This is a genomic window from Agromyces sp. MMS24-K17 (genome assembly GCF_043950245.1).
Taxonomy (GTDB): domain Bacteria; phylum Actinomycetota; class Actinomycetes; order Actinomycetales; family Microbacteriaceae; genus Agromyces.
In genome coordinates this window covers 2,828,998-2,848,984 of sequence record NZ_CP171640.1, presented here as the reverse complement: position 1 = coordinate 2,848,984, position 19,987 = coordinate 2,828,998, and the positions used below count along the sequence as shown (strand labels likewise).

15 protein-coding genes and 1 tRNA gene are annotated in these 19,987 nt (G+C 71.0%); 2 read left to right on the top strand and 14 right to left on the bottom strand.

The genetic code is table 11. From position 1 onward, the window contains the following. Positions 1–3 precede the first annotated feature (3 nt). Positions 4–576, top strand: a complete 573-nt coding sequence (locus ACGGZK_RS12980) for a DUF4126 domain-containing protein (RefSeq protein ID WP_395243057.1) — start codon at positions 4–6, stop codon at positions 574–576. A 186-nt stretch (positions 577–762) separates the two neighbouring features. Here the strand turns inward: ACGGZK_RS12980 and rpsA are convergent, their stop codons facing one another. The 4 genes from rpsA to ACGGZK_RS12960 all read right to left on the bottom strand — a co-directional run bounded on the left by rpsA (position 763) and on the right by ACGGZK_RS12960 (position 7,506). Beyond that, on the bottom strand, positions 763–2,211 hold the full coding sequence (gene rpsA / locus ACGGZK_RS12975; protein ID WP_395243056.1) for a 30S ribosomal protein S1: 1,449 nt from the start codon (positions 2,209–2,211) through the stop codon (positions 763–765). Positions 2,212–2,363: 152 nt separating this feature from the next. After that, a complete protein-coding gene (locus ACGGZK_RS12970; RefSeq protein WP_395243055.1) occupies positions 2,364–4,043 on the bottom strand; it encodes a DUF885 domain-containing protein in 1,680 nt (559 codons plus the stop codon). A gap of 43 nt (positions 4,044–4,086) precedes the next feature. Further along, positions 4,087–6,771 (bottom strand): DNA polymerase I, encoded by a 2,685-nt coding sequence (gene polA, locus ACGGZK_RS12965; protein ID WP_395243054.1) that lies wholly within the window; start codon positions 6,769–6,771, stop codon positions 4,087–4,089. Positions 6,772–6,900: 129 nt separating this feature from the next. Next, a complete protein-coding gene (locus ACGGZK_RS12960; RefSeq protein ID WP_395243053.1) occupies positions 6,901–7,506 on the bottom strand; it encodes an ANTAR domain-containing response regulator in 606 nt (201 codons plus the stop codon). A gap of 36 nt (positions 7,507–7,542) precedes the next feature. Between ACGGZK_RS12960 and ACGGZK_RS12955 the strand changes: the two genes are divergently transcribed. Further along, positions 7,543–7,628 (top strand) — tRNA-Leu (locus ACGGZK_RS12955). Between the two features lie 15 nt (positions 7,629–7,643). On the opposite strand, the gene ACGGZK_RS12950 is transcribed toward ACGGZK_RS12955, so the two are convergent. From ACGGZK_RS12950 to ACGGZK_RS12905, 10 genes are all read right to left on the bottom strand, one after another. Beyond that, entirely contained in the window at positions 7,644–7,940 is a 297-nt protein-coding gene (locus ACGGZK_RS12950; protein ID WP_395243052.1) for an SRPBCC family protein, read from the bottom strand. Beyond that, a complete protein-coding gene (locus tag ACGGZK_RS12945) occupies positions 7,937–8,098 on the bottom strand; it encodes a hypothetical protein (RefSeq protein ID WP_395243051.1) in 162 nt (53 codons plus the stop codon). Before ACGGZK_RS12945 ends, ACGGZK_RS12950 begins: the two co-directional genes overlap by 4 nt. Before the next feature lie 129 nt (positions 8,099–8,227). Further along, positions 8,228–9,643, bottom strand: coding sequence for a pyruvate kinase (gene pyk, locus ACGGZK_RS12940; protein ID WP_395243050.1), 1,416 nt, complete (start codon positions 9,641–9,643; stop codon positions 8,228–8,230). A gap of 77 nt (positions 9,644–9,720) precedes the next feature. After that, a complete protein-coding gene (locus ACGGZK_RS12935; RefSeq protein WP_395243049.1) occupies positions 9,721–11,178 on the bottom strand; it encodes a glutamate synthase subunit beta in 1,458 nt (485 codons plus the stop codon). Positions 11,179–11,228: 50 nt separating this feature from the next. Further along, positions 11,229–15,821, bottom strand: coding sequence for a glutamate synthase large subunit (gene gltB / locus ACGGZK_RS12930; protein ID WP_395243048.1), 4,593 nt, complete (start codon positions 15,819–15,821; stop codon positions 11,229–11,231). Positions 15,822–15,907: 86 nt separating this feature from the next. Beyond that, on the bottom strand, positions 15,908–16,921 hold the full coding sequence (gene lgt, locus ACGGZK_RS12925) for a prolipoprotein diacylglyceryl transferase (RefSeq protein ID WP_395243047.1): 1,014 nt from the start codon (positions 16,919–16,921) through the stop codon (positions 15,908–15,910). A 59-nt stretch (positions 16,922–16,980) separates the two neighbouring features. After that, positions 16,981–17,766, bottom strand: coding sequence for a tryptophan synthase subunit alpha (gene trpA / locus ACGGZK_RS12920; protein WP_395243046.1), 786 nt, complete (start codon positions 17,764–17,766; stop codon positions 16,981–16,983). Beyond that, the gene (gene trpB, locus ACGGZK_RS12915; protein ID WP_395243045.1) at positions 17,763–18,974 is read right to left on the bottom strand and encodes a tryptophan synthase subunit beta; all 1,212 of its coding nucleotides are present in this window, start codon (positions 18,972–18,974) and stop codon (positions 17,763–17,765) included. The genes trpA and trpB overlap by 4 nt, the downstream gene beginning before the upstream one ends. A gap of 1 nt (position 18,975) precedes the next feature. Continuing rightward, positions 18,976–19,746, bottom strand: coding sequence for an indole-3-glycerol phosphate synthase TrpC (trpC, locus tag ACGGZK_RS12910; RefSeq protein WP_395243044.1), 771 nt, complete (start codon positions 19,744–19,746; stop codon positions 18,976–18,978). Between the two features lie 3 nt (positions 19,747–19,749). Continuing rightward, positions 19,750–19,980 (bottom strand): DUF6704 family protein, encoded by a 231-nt coding sequence (locus tag ACGGZK_RS12905; RefSeq protein ID WP_395243043.1) that lies wholly within the window; start codon positions 19,978–19,980, stop codon positions 19,750–19,752. Between the last annotated feature and the right edge of the window lie 7 nt (positions 19,981–19,987).

The following is a 19,987-nucleotide window of genomic DNA, read 5'->3' as shown; positions in this document are numbered from 1 at the left end:
TCGGTGCGCTGGATCGCTTCACCGGGCTCGTTCGAACTGCCGGCCCCCTGGGCCTGGCTCTCGAACGAGTGGGTCCTGCTCGTGATGGTCGTGCTGCTCGTCGTGGAGATGGCGGCCGACAAGGTTCCCGGGTTCGACAGCGTCAACGACGTGGTGCAGACGATCGTGCGCCCGACCGCCGGAGGGCTGGCGTTCGGATCGGGCACCGCGGCGACCACCGTCGCGGTCACCGACCCCGCCGCCTTCGTCGAGTCGGGCCAGTGGGTGCCGATCGCCATCGGCGCGGCGATCGCGCTGGCCGTACACCTCGCCAAGGCCGTCGCACGGCCGATCATCAACGGCATGACCGCGGGGATCGGCGCCCCGATCGCGAGCGGCATCGAGGACGTCGCGTCCACCGCGCTGGCGTTCGCCGCGATCCTCGTGCCGGTCCTGGTGGTCCTGGGCGTCGTCCTCGCCGTCGTGCTCGCCGTCGTGCTGCTGCGCCGTCTCGCGCGACGTCGGGCCGAGCGCGCGCGGGCCGCAGGCCTCGATGTCGGGTCGGATGGCCCGCCCTCGGTGGCGCCGCCCGCCTGACCGGAGCACCTCCCTCCGGGGAACCTCGTTCGCGGCATCCGTCGGCGGCGCGGAAGCCCAGGCTCGCGGCGGCTCCGATCCGCCCACCTGCCTCGCAGCCCCCGTGCGCCCACGCGCCGCGGCCCCGATACGCCGGAAGGCCGGCCCCCGAGGGGACCGGCCTTCCAGTGCGTAGCGCCTGAGCGACTAGTTGTTGCTCGAGAGCTTCTCGCGCAGCGCCGCGAGCGACGCGTCGTCGGCGAGGGTGCCGCCCTGAGCCGAGTCGCTCGAGTAGGACGCCGAACCCGCGAACGAGTCGTCGGCGGCCTGAGCGGCCTGCGACGTGGCGACCTGCTTCTTGTGCGCCTCCCAGCGAGCCTGGGCCGCAGCGTAGTCCTGCTCCCACTTCTCGCGCTCGGCGTCGAAGCCCTCGCGCCACTCGTTCGTCTCCGGGTCGAAGCCCTCGGGGAACTTGTAGTTGCCCTGCTCGTCGTACTCGGTGAGCATGCCGTAGAGCGCCGGGTCGAACTCGGTGCCCTCGGGGTCGACGCCCTCGTTCGCCTGCTTGAGCGAGAGGGAGATGCGGCGACGCTCGAGGTCGATGTCGATGACCTTGACGAAGACCTCTTCGCCGACCGACACGACCTGCTCCGCGAGCTCGACGTGCTTGCCGGACAGCTCCGAGATGTGGACGAGGCCCTCGATGCCGTCCGCGACGCGGACGAACGCACCGAACGGCACCAGCTTCGTGACCTTGCCCGGTGCGACCTGGCCGATCGCGTGGGTGCGGGCGAAGACCTGCCACGGGTCCTCCTGCGTCGCCTTGAGCGACAGGGAGACGCGCTCGCGGTCGAGCTCGACGGAGAGCACCTCGACGGTGACCTCCTGGCCGACCTCGACGACCTCGCTGGCGTGCTCGATGTGCTTCCACGACAGCTCGGAGACGTGCACGAGGCCGTCCACGCCGCCGAGGTCGACGAACGCGCCGAAGTTGACGATCGACGAGATGACACCCTTGCGGACCTGGCCCGGGTGGAGGTTCGCGAGGAACGTCGAACGCGACTCGGACTGCGTCTGCTCGAGGAGCGCGCGGCGCGAGAGCACCACGTTGTTGCGGTTCTTGTCGAGCTCGAGGATCTTCGCCTCGAGCTCCTGGCCGAGGTACGGCGTGAGGTCGCGGACGCGACGGAGCTCGATGAGCGAGGCCGGGAGGAAGCCGCGGAGGCCGATGTCGACGATGAGGCCGCCCTTGACGACCTCGATGACCGAACCGGTGACGACGCCGTCGGTCTCCTTGATCTTCTCGACGTCACCCCAGGCGCGCTCGTACTGGGCGCGCTTCTTCGACAGGATGAGCCGGCCCTCCTTGTCCTCCTTCTGGAGAACGAGCGCCTCGACGGTGTCGCCGACCTCGACGACCTCGGAGGGGTCGACGTCGTGCTTGATGGAAAGCTCGCGCGAGGGGATGACACCCTCGGTCTTGTAGCCGACGTCGAGGAGGACCTCGTCGCGGTCGATCTTCACGACGGTGCCCTCGATCAGGTCGCCGTCGTTGAAGAACTTGAGCGTCTTCTCGACCGCGGCGAGGAAGTCGTCAGCAGAGCCGATGTCGTTGATCGCGACCTGCTTGGGCGCCTTGGTCGTTGTGGTGGTCATGTAGTGGTTGCTCCGTAATGGACAGGATCGGGCCTTCGCGATCTCGAAGTCGAGTGTGTGGTCCGCGAAGGCATGCGGACAGGATCGTCACAAAAGTGACATTCCACTCTAGCGGATGCCGGGGAACAGCGGCAACCACGCGTTCGCCGCGTTCAGGCGGCTCCGAGCGCGCTGCGCAGCGTGTCGAGGCCGACGCCGCCGAGCGCGAGCGCGCGCCGGTGGAAGTCGCGGACGTCGAAGTCGGCGCCTCCCCGTCGGCGCGCGTCGTCGCGCAACTGCTCCCAGATGCGCTGACCCACCTTGTACGAGGGCGCCTGCCCGGGCCAGCCGAGGTAGCGGTTCACCTCGAACCGGATGAAGGCGTCGTCCATCTGCGCGTTCCGACGCATGAAGTCGAGCGCGTACTCGGCCGTCCACTCCCCTGCGCCGTCGAGGCGCGGCTTGCCGAGGTGCACGCCGAGGTCGAGCACGACTCGGGCCGCGCGCATCCGCTGGCCGTCGAGCATGCCCAGTCGGTCGGCGGGGTCGTCGAGGTAGCCGAGCTCCTCCATCAGCCGCTCCGCGTACAGCGCCCACCCCTCGGCGTGCCCCGACGAGCCGGCGAGCTGGCGCCGCCAGGTGTTCAGCGAGCCGCGGTTGACGACCGCCTGGCCGATCTGGAGGTGATGGCCCGGCACGCCCTCGTGGTAGACGGTCGTCAGCTCGCGCCAGGTGTCGAACTCGGTGACGCCCTCCGGCACCGACCACCACATCCGACCGGGACGGGTGAAGTCGTCGCTCGGGCCGGTGTAGTAGATCCCGCCCTCCTTCGTCGGCGCGATCAGGCACTCGAGCGTGCGGATCTCCTCGGGGATGTCGAACTGCGTCGCGCCGAGCTCCGCGACGGCGCGGTTGCTCGTCTCCTGCATCCACCGCTGCAGCGCCTCGGTCCCCTGCAGCTTGCGGGCCGGATCGGCCTCGAGGTGGGCGACGGCCTCGACGACGGATGCCCCGGGCAGCACCTCGTCGGCGATGCGGTCCTGCTCGGCGACCATGCGGGCCAGCTCCTCGATGCCCCACTCGTACGTCTCGTCGAGGTCGATCCGCGCGCCGAGGAACCGGCGGGACTCGAGCACGTACCGGTCGCGGCCGACCCCGTCGCGCTCGTGGGCTGCGCCGTGCAGCTCGTCCGCGAGGAAGTCGCCGAGGCGCCCGTACGCGAGGGCCGCCTGGCCGGCGCGGTCCGCGAGGTCGCGGGCCAGGGTCGCGGGCAGGTCGCCCGACTCGGGCTCGGCATTCGCTGCGAACTCCGTGAAGAACCCGCCGCTCGCGGCGTGGCGGCGCACCTGCGCGAGCACCTCCACGACCTGGCGGCGCGCCGGCGTGGTGCCCGCGGCGATCCCGGCGCGCAGGGTCGCGATGTACCCGTCGACGGCATCGGGCAGGGCGTCGAGGCGCTCCGACACCTGCTCCCAGTCGCCCACCGTCGCGGTCGGCATCAGGTCGAAGGCGTCGCGGATCTCCTGGACGGGACTCGCGATGACGTTGAGGTCCGAGAGGTGCAGGTTCGCGTCGTGGCGCTCGAGGAGCAACCCGAGGTCGCTCGAGAGATCGGTTCGCGTCACCTCGTCGACGGCGTCGACCGGGGTCGCCGCCTCCAGCGCGGCGACCACCCGTCGGGCTGCGGCGGCGAGCGCCTCGTGCCCGGCCGGCGAGTAGTCGCCGTAGCGGCCGTTCGACTCGGTACGGCCGATGTACGTGCCCACCGTCGGGTCGAGGTCGACGAGCGTGTCGACCCAGTCCTCCGCGATGCGGTCGATGGGGGTGGTCGGTCGCGGCTCGGAAGCAGTCATGGGTTCGAGCCTAGGCCCGACCGCCGACGCCGCGCGGGCGCGCTCAGTGCGCCGCGTCGTCCCAGCTCGCGCCGCGCCCGACCTGCACGTCGAGCGGCACGAGCAGGTCGGCCGCCGACCCCATGTGCTCGCGCACGAGCTGCTCGAGCGCGTCGCCCTCGCCGTCGACCACCTCGAAGATGAGCTCGTCGTGCACCTGCATGAGCATGCGCGACCGCAGGCCGGCCTCGGCGATCGCCCGCTCGGTCTGCGTCATCGCGATCTTGATGATGTCGGCCGCGGACCCCTGGATCGGCGAGTTGAGCGCGGCGCGCTCCGCGTTCTCCCGCAGGACCCGGTTCGGGCTGTTCAGGTCGGGGAACGGACGACGCCGGCCGAAGATCGTCTCGGTGTACCCGTCGACCTTCGCCTGCTCGACGACGCCGCGCAGGTAGTCGCGCACCGCGCCGAAGCGGGCGAAGTACTCCTTCATGAGCTGCGTCGCCTCGGCCCGGTCGATCCGGAGCTGCTTGGAGAGGCCGAAGGCGCTGAGCCCGTACGCCAGGCCGTACGACATGGCCTTCACCTTCGTGCGCATCAGCGGCGTGACATCGGCCGGGTCGACCGAGAAGACGCGGGCGCCGACGAAGCGGTGCAGGTCCTCCCCCGCGTTGAACGCCTCGATGAGCCCGGGGTCGCCCGACAGGTGCGCCATGATGCGCATCTCGATCTGCGAGTAGTCGGCGGTGAGGAGTTCGGAGTACTCGGGCGCGTTCCGGAAGGCCTCGCGGATGCGGCGACCGTCGGCGGTGCGCACGGGGATGTTCTGCAGGTTCGGGTCGTTGGACGACATGCGCCCGGTCGCGGCGCCGATCTGGCCGTAGGTGGTGTGGATGCGGCCGTCGGCCCCGATCGCCTTCTCGAGGGAGTCGACGATCTGGCGCAGCTTCGTCGCGTCCCGGTGCTCCAGCAGGTACCCGAGGAACGGGTGGGGGTTGGACTCCTGCAGGTCGGCGAGGGCGCTGGCGTCGGTGGTGTAGCCGGTCTTCGTGGCCCGTGTCTTCGGCATGCCGAGCTGGTCGAACAGCACCTCCTGGAGCTGCTTCGGCGAGCCGAGGTTCACCTCGCGGCCGATCTCCGCGAAGGCGGCCTGCGCGAGCACTGTGGCGCGAGCGCCCAGCTCGGCCGAGAGTTCGGTCAGCCGCGCACGGTCGACGTGCACGCCGCGGACCTCCATCGCCGCGAGCACCGGCACGAGGGGCATCTCTACGTCGGCGAGCAGCCGGCGGGTCTCCTCCGGCAGGACGCGGAGCACCTCGGGCGCGACGCGGAGCGAGTACCAGGCGAACTCGGGCGCGCCCGCGTCGGCGCCGTCCTCGGGGACCAGCAGCGCGGGGTCGGACTGCGGCACCTTCTCGCCGAGGTAGCGGTCGACGAGGTCGACGAGCGTCTTCTCCTGCAGGTTGGGGCGCATGAGCCAGCCCGCGACGAGCGGGTCGACCACGAGTCCGTCGAACTCGAGGCCCGACCTCGCGATGGCCTCGAGCTGCGGCTTGGCGTCGGTGACGATCTTGGGCGCCGTGGAGGCGAGCCACGCCTCGAACGGCTCGTAGTCCCGCCGGCCCGGCTGCCACGCGAGCCGGACGGTCTCCGTCGCGGTCGCGATGCCGACCCCCGCGACCTGGCCGCCGACCACGTCGACGTGGAGTCCGAGCCCGGCCGGCTCCGCCGCCACGGCGCGCTCCAGCCACTTCGCGAGCTCCTCGTCGAGGAGCGACTTCGAGACGGGCGCGGCCACCACCGGGGCCGCCGGCGCCGCCTCGACGGCGACGGACTCCGCGGCGGAGCCGTTGGCCTCGCCGGCGGCGAGCTTCAGCACCCGGTCGAGCAGGGTGCGGAACTCGAGCCGCCCGAAGATCTCGCGCACGGCGTCCTCGTCGATCGGACGCGCCTCGAGGTCGCCGATCGCCACGTCGAGCTCGACATCGCGCACCAGCCGGTTGAGCCGGCGGTTGCGGATCGCGTTCTCCTTCTGGTCGCGGAGGTTCTGGCCGACGACGCCCTTGATCTCGTCGGCGTGCTCGAGGATGCCCTCGAGGTCGCCGTAGAGGCCCAGCCATTTCACCGCGGTCTTCTCGCCGACCTTGGTGATGCCGGGGAGGTTGTCGCTCGTCTCGCCCACGAGCGCCGCGATGTCGGGGTACTGCTCGGGGCGCACGCCGTAGCGCTCGATGACGGCCGCGGTGTCGTAGCGCTTCAGCTGCGACACGCCCTGCGTGTTCGGGTAGAGCAGCGTGACGTCGTCGTTCACGAGCTGGATCGTGTCGCGGTCGCCCGACACGACGAGCACCCGGTAGCCGTCGGCCTCGCCGCGGGCGGCGAGCGTGGCGAGGATGTCGTCGGCCTCGAAGTCCTCCTTCTCGAGGACGGTGATGTTCATGGCGCGAAGCGCGTCCTGGAGCAGCGGGACCTGGCCCTTGAACTCGGGCGGCGTCTCGCCGCGGTTGCCCTTGTACTCCTCGTACTCGCGTGTGCGGAAGGAGAAGCGGGAGATGTCGAACGCGACCGCGAGGTGCGTGGGCCGCTCGTTCTGGAGCAGGAGCAGCAGCATCGAGAGGAAGCCGTGGATGGCGTTCGTGTGCTGGCCGTCACGGGTCGAGAAGCTGTCGACCGGGAGCGCGTAGAAGGCGCGGAAGGCGAGCGAATGACCGTCGACGACGAGGAGGGTGGGCTTTACGGGGTCCGACACCAGCCCAGCCTACAAGCGGCCCCCGACACGCTCCGACCGGTCACGGTGCCCGCGCGGGGACGCCCGGAGACGACGGATGCCGCGGCGATTCCTCGCCGCGGCATCCGTGGAGATCCGATCGAGCCGGTGCTACTTCTTCGCCGAGAGCTGCTCGATGATCGCGAGGGAGACGTCGCGCATCGTCAGTCGGCGGTCCATCGACGCCTTCTGGATCCAGCGGAACGCCTCGGGCTCGGTGAGGCCCATCTTCTCGTTGAGGAGGCCCTTGGCACGGTCGACGAGCTTGCGGGTCTCGAAGCGCTCGACGAGGTCGCCGACCTCCGCCTCGAGCGCGATGATCTGCGCGTGGCGGGCGAGGGCGATCTCGATCGCGGGGAGCAGGTCGTTCGGCGTGAACGGCTTCACGACGTAGGCCAGTGCGCCGGCCTCGCTCGCGCGCTCGACGAGCTCCTTCTGGCTGAACGCGGTCAGCAGCACGACCGGGGCGATGTGCCCCTTCGAGAGCCGCTCCGCCGCCGAGATGCCGTCGAGCTGGGGCATCTTCACGTCCATGATGACCAGGTCGGGGCGCAGCTCGGTGGCCAGTGCCACCGCCGTCTCGCCGTCTCCGGCCTCGCCGACGACCTCGAATCCGTTGTCACGGAGGATCTCGACGATATCGAGGCGGATGAGCGATTCGTCTTCCGCGACGACGACGCGGCGCGGCGCCGCCTGGATGGGTTCGCTGTCTGTCACGGCTGAAAGCCTACGGTATTCTGGCCGAGGCCCTGGGCCGGTGTGGCGGAATGGCAGACGCGGAGCACTCAAAATGCTTTGCCCGAGAGGGCGTGTGGGTTCGACCCCCACCACCGGCACCACCGAGTGGCACGCGGTCAGCCGCGGAGTTCGAGTTCCGACCTGAGGTGCGCGTTCCGCTCCTCGATGAGACGTCGCAGGTACGCGCGGAGCGCCGGCTCGACCATGCGCCCGAGCCATCCGAACGGTGCGGCGAAGCCGACCTCGTCGACCATGGTCGTACGGCCACCCGCCGCCTCGAACCGATGCACGTGCCGGAACCCGGCGAACGGCCCGCGCACCTGCTCGTCGACGAAGCGCGAGGGACGCTCGTACTCGGTGATCCGGCTGGTCATGCGGAACGGCACCCCGAAGTGCCAGGCGCGCCAGGTCACCTCCTCCCCGGGCCGATCCGTCCTGAGGTCACCCCGCCGACCGCGCGCTCGCGCGAACGGCGCATGGATGCCACGTGCAGGTCGATGCTGCGGGATGCGTCGAACGCCCGCTCCGGCGTCGTGTCGAGGATCGTGCGGCAGTCGAATCGGGTGGGCACCAGCCGATCCTCCCACCCGCGAGCACCCGAGCCCACCCACGAGTACCCGAGCCCACCCACGAGTACCCGAGAGCACCGAAGACGACGACGGGCCCGGCGCATCGCGCCGGGCCCGTCGTACGGGAACCGCTAGAGCACCTCGCCGACCTTGTGCACGCGCACGTCGTTCGTGGTGCCCGGGATGCCGGGAGGGGAACCGGAGATGATGATCACGGTCTCGCCGTCGACGGCGCGCCCCGACTTGACGATGACCTCGTCGACCTGGCCGACCATCTGGTCGGTGTGCGTCACGCGGTCGACGACGAACGACTCGACGCCCCAGAACAGCGACATGCGGCGACGGATCGCCTGGTCGGGCGTGAACGCCAGGATCGGGATCGCGCTGCGCAGGCGGGTCATCCGTCGCACCGACTCGCCCGACTCGGTGAAGACGCAGAGGTACTTCGCGTCGACGAAGTCGGCGATGTCGACCGCCGCCGCCGTGATCGCGCCCGACTGGGTGCGGGGCTTCGTGCCGAGCTTGGGCACGCGGTCGAGGCCGTGCTGCTCGGTCGACTCGACGATGCGGGCCATGGTCTGCACCGTGACGACCGGGTACTCGCCCACGCTCGTCTCCCCCGACAGCATGACCGCGTCGGCGCCGTCGAGGATGGCGTTGGCGACGTCGGAGGTCTCCGCGCGCGTCGGCACGGGGCTGTGCGTCATCGACTCGAGCATCTGCGTCGCCACGATGACCGGCTTCGCGAGCCGGCGGGCGATCTCGATCGCCTGCTTCTGCACGATCGGCACGGCCTCGAGCGGCAGCTCGACGCCGAGGTCGCCACGGGCCACCATGATCGCGTCGAACGCCTCGATGATCTCCTCGAGGTGGTCGACCGCCTGCGGCTTCTCGATCTTCGCGATGACCGGCACGCGCCGGCCGACCTCGTCCATGATCTCGTGCACGCGGACGATGTCCTCGGCGTTGCGCACGAACGAGAGCGCGATGAGGTCGGCGCCGAGCTCGAGGCCCCAGCGCAGGTCGGCCTCGTCCTTCTCGGACAGGGCCGGCACGTTCACGGCGACGCCGGGGAGGTTGATGCCCTTGTTGTTCGACACCGGGCCGGCCACGACGACCTTGGTCGTCACGACGACGCCGTCGGTCTCGAGCACCTCGACGCGCACCTTGCCGTCGTCGATGAGCAGGAAGTCGCCGGGCTTGACGTCCTGGGGCAGGCCCTTGAAGGTCGTCCCGACGATCTCCTTGGTGCCCACGATGTCTTCCGTGGTGATCTTGAAGATGTCACCCTCGGCGAGCTCGTACGGTCCGCCCTCGAACTTGCCGAGGCGGATCTTCGGCCCCTGCAGGTCGACCAGCACGCCGATGGCGCGGCCGGAGTCGCTCGCCGCCTTGCGGACGTTCTGGTAGACGCCCTCGTGGACGTCGTAGCTGCCGTGGCTCAGGTTCATCCGCGTGACATCGACCCCCGCATCGATGATCGCCCGGATCTGTTCATAGCTCGATGTCGCCGGCCCGAGGGTGGCGACGATCTTCGCTCGTCTCATGTGTTGTGTGCTCCCAGGGTGTGCCGCTCGCAGGCAGGCGGGCGGTGGTCATGGTGCCGCGATGCGGCGTTCGGATGTCAGGCGGAGAAGGCGCGTGCGTTCGCGGCGACGGGGCTCGGAAGTCGCGTCTCCCCTTCAAGGTACCGGTCGGCGGCCGCGGCCGCAGCGCGGCCCTCGGCGATCGCCCAGACGATCAGCGACTGGCCGCGGCCCGCATCGCCGGCGACGAACACGCCGGGGACGGCGGTCGCGTACTGCGCGTCGCGCTCGAGGTTGCCGCGCGAGGTGACCGCGAGGTCGAGCTGAGGCTCAACGGTCTCGGTCTCCGGACCGGTGAAGCCGAGGGCGAGCAGCACCAGGTCGGCCGGGATCTCGCGCTCGGTGCCGGCCTTCGGCACACGGCGCCCGTCGAGGTACTCGGTCTCGGCGACGCGGATGGCCCGCACCTCGCCGTCCTCGTTCGCGAGGAACTCGACCGTCGAGGCGAGGTACTGGCGGTTGCCGCCCTCCTCGTGCGCGGACTGCACCTCGAAGAGGGTCGGGTGCATCGGCCAGGGCTGCTCGGTCGGGCGCACCGCGCTCGGCTGCTTGCCGATGGCGAGGTTCGTCACGGTCAGCGCGCCCTGGCGGTGCGCGGTGCCGATGCAGTCGGCACCCGTGTCGCCGCCGCCGAGGACGACGACGTGCTTGCCCTCGGCCGTGATCTGGTCGAAGACGTCGTCGCCGGCGGTCGCGCGGTTCGACTGCACGAGGTACTCCATGGCGAAGTGCACGCCGGGCAGGTCGCGACCCGGGATGGGCAGGTCGCGCGGGACCATCGCACCGGTGGCGACGACGACCGCGTCGTAGCGCGCGCGCAGCGCGTCCCACGTGATGTCGGTGCCGATGTCGACACCGGCGCGGAAGCGCGTGCCCTCGGCGGTCATCTGCGCGAGCCGCTGGTCGAGGTGCTTCTTCTCCATCTTGAAGTCGGGGATGCCGTAGCGCAGCAGGCCGCCGATGCGGTCGTCGCGCTCGTACACGGCGACCGTGTGGCCGGCGCGCGTGAGCTGCTGGGCCGCGGCGAGGCCGGCGGGGCCGGAGCCCACGACGGCGACCGTCTTGCCGGTCAGGCGCCCCGGCGGCTGCGGCTGCACCCAGCCGTTGCCGAACGCCTCGTCGATGATCGAGACCTCGACCTGCTTGATCGTGACGGCCGGCTGGTTGATGCCGAGCACGCACGCCGACTCGCAGGGCGCCGGGCAGAGGCGACCGGTGAACTCCGGGAAGTTGTTCGTGGCGTGCAGGCGCTCGATCGCGGCCCGGCCCTCGCCGCGCCACGTGAGGTCGTTCCACTCCGGGATCAGGTTGCCGAGGGGGCAGCCCTGGTGGCAGAACGGGACGCCGCAGTCCATGCAGCGGCCGGCCTGGCGGCGCAGCTGCGACGGGTCGCCCGCCTCGTACACCTCTTTCCAGTCCATGATGCGCACCGGAACGGGGCGCCGCTTGGGCAGCTCACGCTCGGTGACCTTCAGAAAGCCCTTCGGGTCAGCCACCCGTCACCTCCACGCGATCGTCCTTCGAAACCTTGACACGGATGACTCGCTCAGCCACCGGTGACCTCCATGATCCGGCCCCACACCACGTCGCCGTCGGGGTCGAGGCCCTCGTCGACGGCGTCCTGACGGGTGCGCAGCACCGCCGCGTAATCGCGCGGCAGCACCTTCGTGAACCGGTCGAGCGCGGCGTCGCCCTCGGCGAGCAGCCGCTCCGCGACCGCGGAACCGGTCTGGGCGACGTGCTGCTCGAGCAGGTCGCGCACGATCTCGCGGTCGGCGCTGCCGAGCGGCAGCAGCTCGAGCTCGCCGGTGGTCAGCGACTCGCGGTTCACCCGGCCCTCGCGGAGCCCGAGCACGTACGCCGTGCCGCCGGACATGCCGGCGCCCAGGTTGCGGCCGGTGTCGCCGAGGATGACCGCGAGGCCGCCCGTCATGTACTCGAGCGCGTGGTCGCCCACGCCCTCGACGACGGCGGTCGCACCCGAGTTGCGCACGAGGAACCGCTCGCCCACGATGCCGCGGATGAACATCGAGCCGCGCGTCGCGCCGTACCCGATGACGTTGCCCGCGATCACGTTCTGCTCGGCGACGAACCCGGCCTCCTCGACCGGGCGCAGCACGAGCTGGCCGCCCGAGAGGCCCTTCCCGACGTAGTCGTTCGAGTCGCCGTGCAGGCGGAGCGTGATGCCGGCCGGCAGGAAGGCGCCGAGCGACTGGCCCGCCGACCCGGTGAGGGTCACGTCGATCGAGCCCGCCGGGAGGCCGTGCTCGCCGTGGCGGACGGTCACCTCATGGCCGAGCATCGTGCCGACGGCGCGCTCCGTGTTGCGGATCGGGAGGTTGATCTCGATCGTGCCGCCGTGCTCGAGCACGAGGCGGCTGCGACGGATCAGCTCGTTGTCGAAGTGCTCGTCGAGCTCGTGGTCCTGCGCCCGGCCGTTGCGGCGGGGCTCGGCGTCGGAGAAGTCGGGGCCCACGAGCACCGGGCTCAGGTCGAGGCCCGAGGTCTTCCAGTGCGAGACCGCGCGGTCCATGTCGAGCAGTTCGCGGCGGCCGATGATCTCGTCGAGCGAGCGGTAGCCGAGCTCCGCGAGGTACTCGCGCACCTCCTGCGCGATGAACTCGAAGAAGTTCACGACGAACTCGGGCTTGCCCGTGAAGCGCTGCCGCAGCACCGGGTTCTGCGTCGCGACACCCACCGGGCAGGTGTCGAGGTGGCAGACGCGCATCATGATGCAGCCCTCGACGACGAGCGGCGCCGTCGCGAAGCCGAACTCCTCGGCGCCGAGCAGGGCGCCGACGACCACGTCGCGGCCGGTCTTCAGCTGGCCGTCGACCTGCACCACGACGCGGTCGCGCATGCCGTTCAGCATGAGCGTCTGCTGCGTCTCGGCGAGGCCGAGCTCCCACGGCGTCCCCGCGTGCTTCAGCGAGTTCAGCGGGCTGGCGCCCGTGCCGCCGTCGTGGCCCGACACGAGGATGACGTCGGCGAGGGCCTTGGCGGTGCCGGCGGCGACCGCGCCGATGCCCGACTGGCTCACGAGCTTGACGTGCACGCGGGCCTTGGGGTTCGCACGCTTCACGTCGAAGATGAGCTGCTTCAGGTCCTCGATCGAGTAGATGTCGTGGTGCGGCGGCGGCGAGATCAGGCCGACGCCGGCGGTCGCGTGCCGCGTCCGGGCGACCCACGGGTACACCTTGGCCGGAGGCAGCTGGCCGCCCTCGCCCGGCTTCGCGCCCTGGGCGAGCTTGATCTGGATGTCGTCGGCGTGCGTCAGGTACATGCTCGTGACGCCGAATCGGCCCGACGCGACCTGCTTGATCGCGCTGCGACGCTCGGGGTCGAGCAGGCGGTCGAGGTCCTCGCCGCCCTCACCGGTGTTCGACTTGGCGCCGAGCCGGTTCATCGCGATCGCGAGGGTCTCGTGCGCCTCCTTCGAGATCGAGCCGTAGCTCATCGCCCCGGTCGAGAACCGCTTCACGATCGACTCGATCGGCTCGACCTCGTCGATCGGCACGGCCGGGCGGGCGCCGGTGCGCAGCGCGAACATGCCGCGCAGCGTCATCAGCTCCTCGGCCTGGTCGTCGACGAGCTTGGTGTACTCGCGGAAGACGTCGTACCGACGGTTGCGGGTCGAGTGCTGGAGGCGGAACACCGTCTCCGGGTTGAAGAGGTGGGGCGAGCCATCCCGCCGCCACTGGTACTCGCCACCGGTCGCGAGCCGCTCGTGCGCGCGCACCGCGGCGTCCTCCGGGTAGGCGGACGTGTGCCGGTCGAGGGTCTCGGTCGCGATGACGTCGAGGCCGACGCCGCCGAGCTTCGACGTGGTGCCGGTGAAGTACTCGTCGATGAACTCCTGCGAGAGGCCGACGGCCTCGAACGCCTGCGCGCCGGCGTACGACGCGATGGTCGAGATGCCCATCTTCGACATGATCTTCAGGACGCCCTTGCCGAGCGCCTTGATGACGTTGCGGACCGCCTGCTCCGGGGTGACGCCGGAGATGACGCCCGAGCGCACCAGGTCCTCGCAGGTCTCCATCGCGAGGTACGGGTTCACCGCGGAGGCGCCGTAGCCCACGAGCAGGGCGATGTGGTGCACCTCGCGCACGTCGCCGGCCTCGACGATCAGGCCGACCTTCATGCGGTTCTCGGCGCGGATCAGGTGGTGGTGCACGGCCGAGAGCAGCAGCAGCGACGGGATCGGCGCGAGGTCCTTGTTGGAGTCGCGGTCGCTCAGCACGATGAACGAGGCACCCGCCTCGATCGCCGCGTCGACCTCGTCGCAGACGACGCGCAGCCGGTCGCGCATGGCGTTCGGGCCCTCGTCGAAGCGGTAGAGGCCGCGGATGGTCGCGGTCGTGCGCGCCCCGCGGATGGGGTCGATGTGCACGATCTTCGCGAGCTCGTCGTTGTCGATCACCGGGAAGGTCAGCGATACCTGGTTCGCGTGGTCGGGACCGGAGGTGAGCAGGTTGCGCTCGGGGCCGAGGGACGAGCCCAGCGAGGTCACGACCGCTTCGCGGATCGAGTCGAGCGGCGGGTTGGTCACCTGCGCGAACTGCTGCGTGAAGTAGTCGAACAGCAGGCGCGGACGCTGCGACAGCACCGCGACCGGGGTGTCGGAGCCCATCGCGCCCAGCGGCTCGGCACCGGTCTGCGCCATCGGCTTCAGGAGGATGCGCACCTCCTCCTCGGTGTACCCGAAGGTGCGCTGACGACGGTTGACCGAGGCCGGCGGGTGCACGATGTGCTCGCGCTCGGGCAGTTCGGCGAGGCGGATGCGCCCCGTGTCGAGCCACTGGCCCCACGGCTCCGCCGCCGCGAGCTCGGCCTTGATCTCGTCGTCCTCGATCAGGCGGCCGGCCTCGGTGTCGACGAGGAACATGCGACCGGGCTGCAGGCGGCCCTTGCGGACGATCTTCGACTGGTCGATGTCGAGCACGCCGATCTCGCTCGCGAGCACGACGAGGCCGTCGTCGGTGACGACGTACCGGCCGGGGCGGAGGCCGTTGCGGTCGAGGGTCGCGCCGACGAGCGAGCCGTCGGTGAAGACGATCGCGGCCGGGCCGTCCCACGGCTCCATGAGCATGGAGTGGTACTCGTAGAACGCGCGGCGGGCCGGGTCGATCTCGGTCTGGTTCTCCCACGCCTCCGGGACCATCATCATGATGGCGTGCGGCAGGCTGCGGCCGGCCAGCGTCAGCAACTCCACGACCTCGTCGAACGAGGCCGAGTCGCTCGCGCCCGGCGTCACGATCGGCATCAGCGGCGACAGGTCGCCGAGCACCTCGGACTCGAGCTGCGACTGACGCGCCCGCATCCAGTTGCGGTTGCCCTGGATCGTGTTGATCTCGCCGTTGTGCGCGATCATGCGGAACGGCTGCGCCAGCGGCCACGACGGGAACGTGTTCGTCGAGTACCGCGAGTGCACGAGCGCGAGCTTCGAGGCGAAGCGCTCGTCGGACAGGTCGGGGTAGAACGGCTCCAGCTGGAGCGTCGTCACCATGCCCTTGTAGACCATGGTGCGGCTCGACAGGGAGGCGAAGTACAGCTCGAGCTCGCGCTCGGCGCGCTTGCGCAGGCGGAAGGTGAGCCGGTCGAGGTCGATGCCGGTGATCGACTCGCCCTCGGACGTCGTCGCCGTGCCGGTCACGTAGAGCTGCTGCACGACGGGCATCGCGGCGCGGGCCAGCGTGCCGAGCTCCTCGGGACGCACCGGCACCTCGCGCCAGCCGAGCACCGTGAGGCCCTCGGAGGCCGCGATCGCCTGGAGCTGCTGCTTCACGGCGCTGCGCGCGGTCGGGTCGACGGGCAGGAACGCGTTGCCGACGGCGTACGCACCCGCGGCGGGCAGCGCGAAGCCGGCGACCTCGCGGAGGAACGCGTCGGGGATCTGCGTGATGATGCCCGCACCGTCGCCGGTGCCGGCGTCGGAGCCGACCGCGCCGCGGTGCTCGAGGTGGCGCAGCGCGTCGAGCGCGGCGGTGATGATGTCGTGCCCTGCGGTGCCGCGCAGGGTCGCGACCATCGCGAGGCCGCAGGCGTCCTTCTCGGCGGCAGGGTCGTACATGCCCTGCGCGGGAGGAAGCGTGCTGAACCTCGAGAAGGGTGGGGTGAGCGACACGGGAACCGTCCTCATCAACTAATCGGCAGCGGGGGACGTCGTCGGCCCTGGGAGGGAAGTCGCGGCGCGTGGTGCGGCGCCGGTTCGGTGAACGCGGAGGATCAGTCGGATGTCGCGCGGCTGGTGCTTGTGGCTGCCGACGCGTCCCCGGCGTTCTCACCCTCGACGGCGGCGTCGAGAGAGTCGGAGTCGGACTCGATGTCGTCCGAGTCTAGCGCAGCGTCGGGACCGGCCCATTCACGGCCCGGAACGTACACGCTCGGCTCGAGGCCGGGGTGGCGTCGGCGCTGGACGAGGATGAGCACGATGCCGAGCACGACCGCGGCCCATGCGGCCCACACGTTCACGCGGATGCCGAGGAACATCTCGCTCGGGTCGACGCGGATCGCCTCGAAGAAGGACCGGCCGAGGCCGTACCAGATCAGGTAGAAGCCGAAGGCCTTGCCCCAGCGCATGGCGAAGCGGCGCTCGAGCACGAAGACGAGCAGTGCGGCGCCGGCGAGGTTCCAGAGCAGCTCGTAGAGGAAGGTCGGGTGGAAGAGCGTGCCCGACTCGAGGCCGGCGGGCCAGGCCGGGTTGCTCGACTCGATCTCGAGGCCCCAGGGCAGGTCGGTGGGCGCGCCGAACAGCTCGTGGTTGAACCAGTTGCCGATCCGGCCGACCGCCTGCGCCACGAGCAGGCCGGGGGCGAGGGCGTCGGCGAACGACCAGAAGCGGAGCCCGGTGAAGCGGCACCCGATGAGCACACCGACGGCACCGCCGATGAGCGAACCGAAGATGGCGTTGCCGCCCTCCCAGATGTTCCAGATCGCGCCGGGCTGGAAGGGGTTCAGGATGTTCGCGCCCGGGTAGAAGTAGTCGTCGGGGTGCGTGAACACGTGGTAGAGCCGCGCGCCGATGATGCCCAGCGGCACGGCCCAGAGGGCGATGTCGAGGACGATTCCGGGCTCGGCGCCGCGCTTCGTGAGGCGACGGCCGGTGATCACCACGGCGAGGACGATGCCCAGGAGGATCCACAGCGCGTACGTGTGGATCGGGATGACCCACCCGAACAGGTTGAGCTCCCACACCTGCCAGGCGTAGTCAGGGCTGGGGATGCTGAACGGTGCGGTCACGACCCGTTGCTGCCTTTCTCACGATGCTCGAGGCCCCGCTGGGCCTTGACGAGCGTACTTCACTCGTCGCGGGTGCCGCGTGCGAGCTCCGCCGCGAGGGCGCCGACGGCGCCCACGCCGCCGGTCGCCAGGGCGTTCACGAGCGCGGAGCCCACGATGGCGCCCTCGGCGTACTCGAGTACCTCGGCGACCTGCGCGGCCGTCGAGATGCCGACGCCGACGCACGCGGCGGGAGCCTCGGCCTCGTGCAGCCGGCCGACGAGCGTGCGGGCCGCGGCGTCGACGTCGGCGCGGGCACCGGTGATGCCCATCGTCGACACGGCGTACACGAAGCCGCGGCTCGCCTCGACGGTGCGCGCGATGCGCGCGTCGGTCGAGGTCGGCGCGGCGAGGAACACGCGGTCGAGGCCGGTGCGCTCGCTCGCGGCGAGCCAGTCGGATGCCTCGTCGGGGATGAGGTCGGGCGTGATGAGCCCCGCTCCCCCGGCCGCGGCGAGGTCGTCGGCGAAGCGGTCGACGCCGTACTGCACGACCGGGTTCCAGTAGGTCATCACCAGCACCGGGGCATCCGTGCGCTCCGTGATGCGGCGGACCGCCTCGAAGCCGTCCTTCAGCCGGAAGCCGTTCGCGAGGGCCTGCTGCGTCGCCTTCTGGATGACCGTGCCGTCCATCACGGGGTCGGAGTACGGCAGGCCGAGCTCGAGCACGTCGACGCCGTGCTCGATGAGGGCGACCGCCGCCTCGACGCTCTCGTCGAGGTTCGGGAAGCCGACCGGGAGGTAGCCGATGAGGGCGCCGTTCGCCTCGTCGTTCCGTCGCCGGATGACCGCGCCGACCGTCCTCACGCCTGCTCCTCACCGTCGTACAGGCCGAACCAGCGGGCGGCCGTGTCCATGTCCTTGTCGCCGCGGCCCGAGAGGCTCACGAGGATCGTCGCGTCGCGGCCGAGCTCGTGGCCGAGCTCGATCGCGCCGGCCAGCGCGTGGGCCGACTCGATCGCGGGGATGATGCCCTCGGTGCGTGTCAGCAGGCGCAGCGCCTCCATGGCGGCGGCGTCGGTGACGGGGCGGTACTGCGCCCGGCCGATCGCCGCGAGCCACGAGTGCTCCGGGCCGACGCCCGGGTAGTCGAGCCCGGCCGAGATCGAGTGCGACTCGATGGTCTGGCCGTCCTCGTCCTGGAGCAGGAAGCTGCGCGCACCGTGCAGCACGCCGGGGCGGCCCTCGGTGATGGTCGCCGCATGGCGGCCGGTCTCGACGCCGTCGCCGCCGGCCTCGAAGCCGTAGAGGGCGACATCGGCGTCGTCGAGGAAGGCGTGGAAGATGCCGATCGCGTTGGAGCCGCCGCCCACGCACGCCGCGACGGCGGTCGGGAGGGCACCGGTGAGCTCGAGCACCTGGGCCCGGGCCTCCTCGCCGACGACCTTCTGGAAGTCGCGGACCATCTCGGGGAACGGGTGCGGGCCGGCGACGGTGCCGAAGACATAGTTCGTCGTCTCGACGTTCGTCACCCAGTCGCGCATGGCGTCGTTGATCGCGTCCTTCAGGGTGCGCGACCCGGTCTTCACCGCGATGACCTCGGCGCCGAGCAGGCGCATGCGGGCGACGTTCAGCGCCTGCCGCTCGGTGTCGACCTCGCCCATGTAGATCGTGCAGTCGAGGCCGAACAGGGCGGCGGCGGTCGCCGTGGCGACGCCGTGCTGGCCGGCGCCGGTCTCGGCGATGACCCGCTTCTTGCCGATCCGCTTCGTGAGGAGCGCCTGCCCCAGCACGTTGTTGATCTTGTGGGAGCCGGTGTGGTTCAGGTCTTCGCGCTTCAGGATGATGCGCGCACCGCCGGCGTGCTCCGCGAAGCGCGGGACCTCGGTGATGATCGACGGCCGGCCCACGTAGGTGCGGGCGAGGTCGTCGAGCTCGGCCTGGAACCCGGGGTCGAGCTTCGCGAGCGAGTAGGCCTCGCTCAGCTCGTCGAGCGCGGCGACGAGGGATTCGGGCACGAAGCGCCCGCCGAACTCGCCGAAGTACGGCCCGTGGGCGTCACGGAGCAGGGACATGTCACACCGCCAGGAATGCTGAGAGGTTTGCGATCGGGTCGCCGGTCACGAGGGCCTCGCCGACGAGGACGACGTCGGCACCGGCGCGCCGGTAGTGGGCGACGTCCGCCGCGCTCAGCACCGCGGACTCCGCGACGCGGATCGCGTCGGCGGGGAACCGGTCGGCCAGCCGGCCGAACAGGTCGCGGTCGAGCTCGAACGTCGTGAGGTCGCGGGCGTTCACCCCGATGAGGCGCGCGCCGAGCCGAGCGGCCCGGTCGAGCTCCTCGGCGGAGTGCGTCTCGACGAGCGCCGTCATGCCGAGCTCGCCGATCAGCGCGAACAGCTCGGCCAGCGTGGCGTCGTCGAGCGCCGCGACGATGAGGAGCACGAGGTCGGCGCCGGCGGCGCGTGCCTCGAGCACCTGGTACGGGGTCGCGATGAAGTCCTTGCGGAGCACCGGGAGCGCCACGGCGTCGCGGACCGACTCGAGGTCGGCGAGCGAGCCGCCGAACTTGCGGCCCTCGGTGAGCACGCTGATCGCGCTCGCGCCGCCGATCTCGTAGGTGCGGGCGAGCGCCGCGGGGTCGGGGATCTCCGAGAGCGCGCCCCGCGAGGGGCTCGACCGCTTGATCTCGGCGATGACCTTCACGTGGGAGGCCGGGGCGAGGGCCGCCAGGGCGTCGAGCGCCGCCGGGCGCGCGAGCGCCGCCCGTTCGACCTCGGCGATCGGGCGGAGTTCCTCACGGGCACGCGCGTCGGCGACGGCGTTGGCCGTCAGTTCCTCGAGCACGTGTCAGTGGGCCTGGGGCGTGGTCTTGTCGCCGCCGACGCCGTAGCCGGCGCGCGCGAGCGCCCAGCCGACGAGGAGGCCGATCACGAGGAGGCCGCCCGAGGCCCAGACGAGCCACTGCACGTCGAAGAAGAACGCGACGGTGCCGATGGTGAACGCGATGAGCATGATCGTGACGGCGGTCCACGCCGCGGGCGAGTGTCCGTGGCCGGGATCTGCGGTCTCAGTGCTCATGATGCTC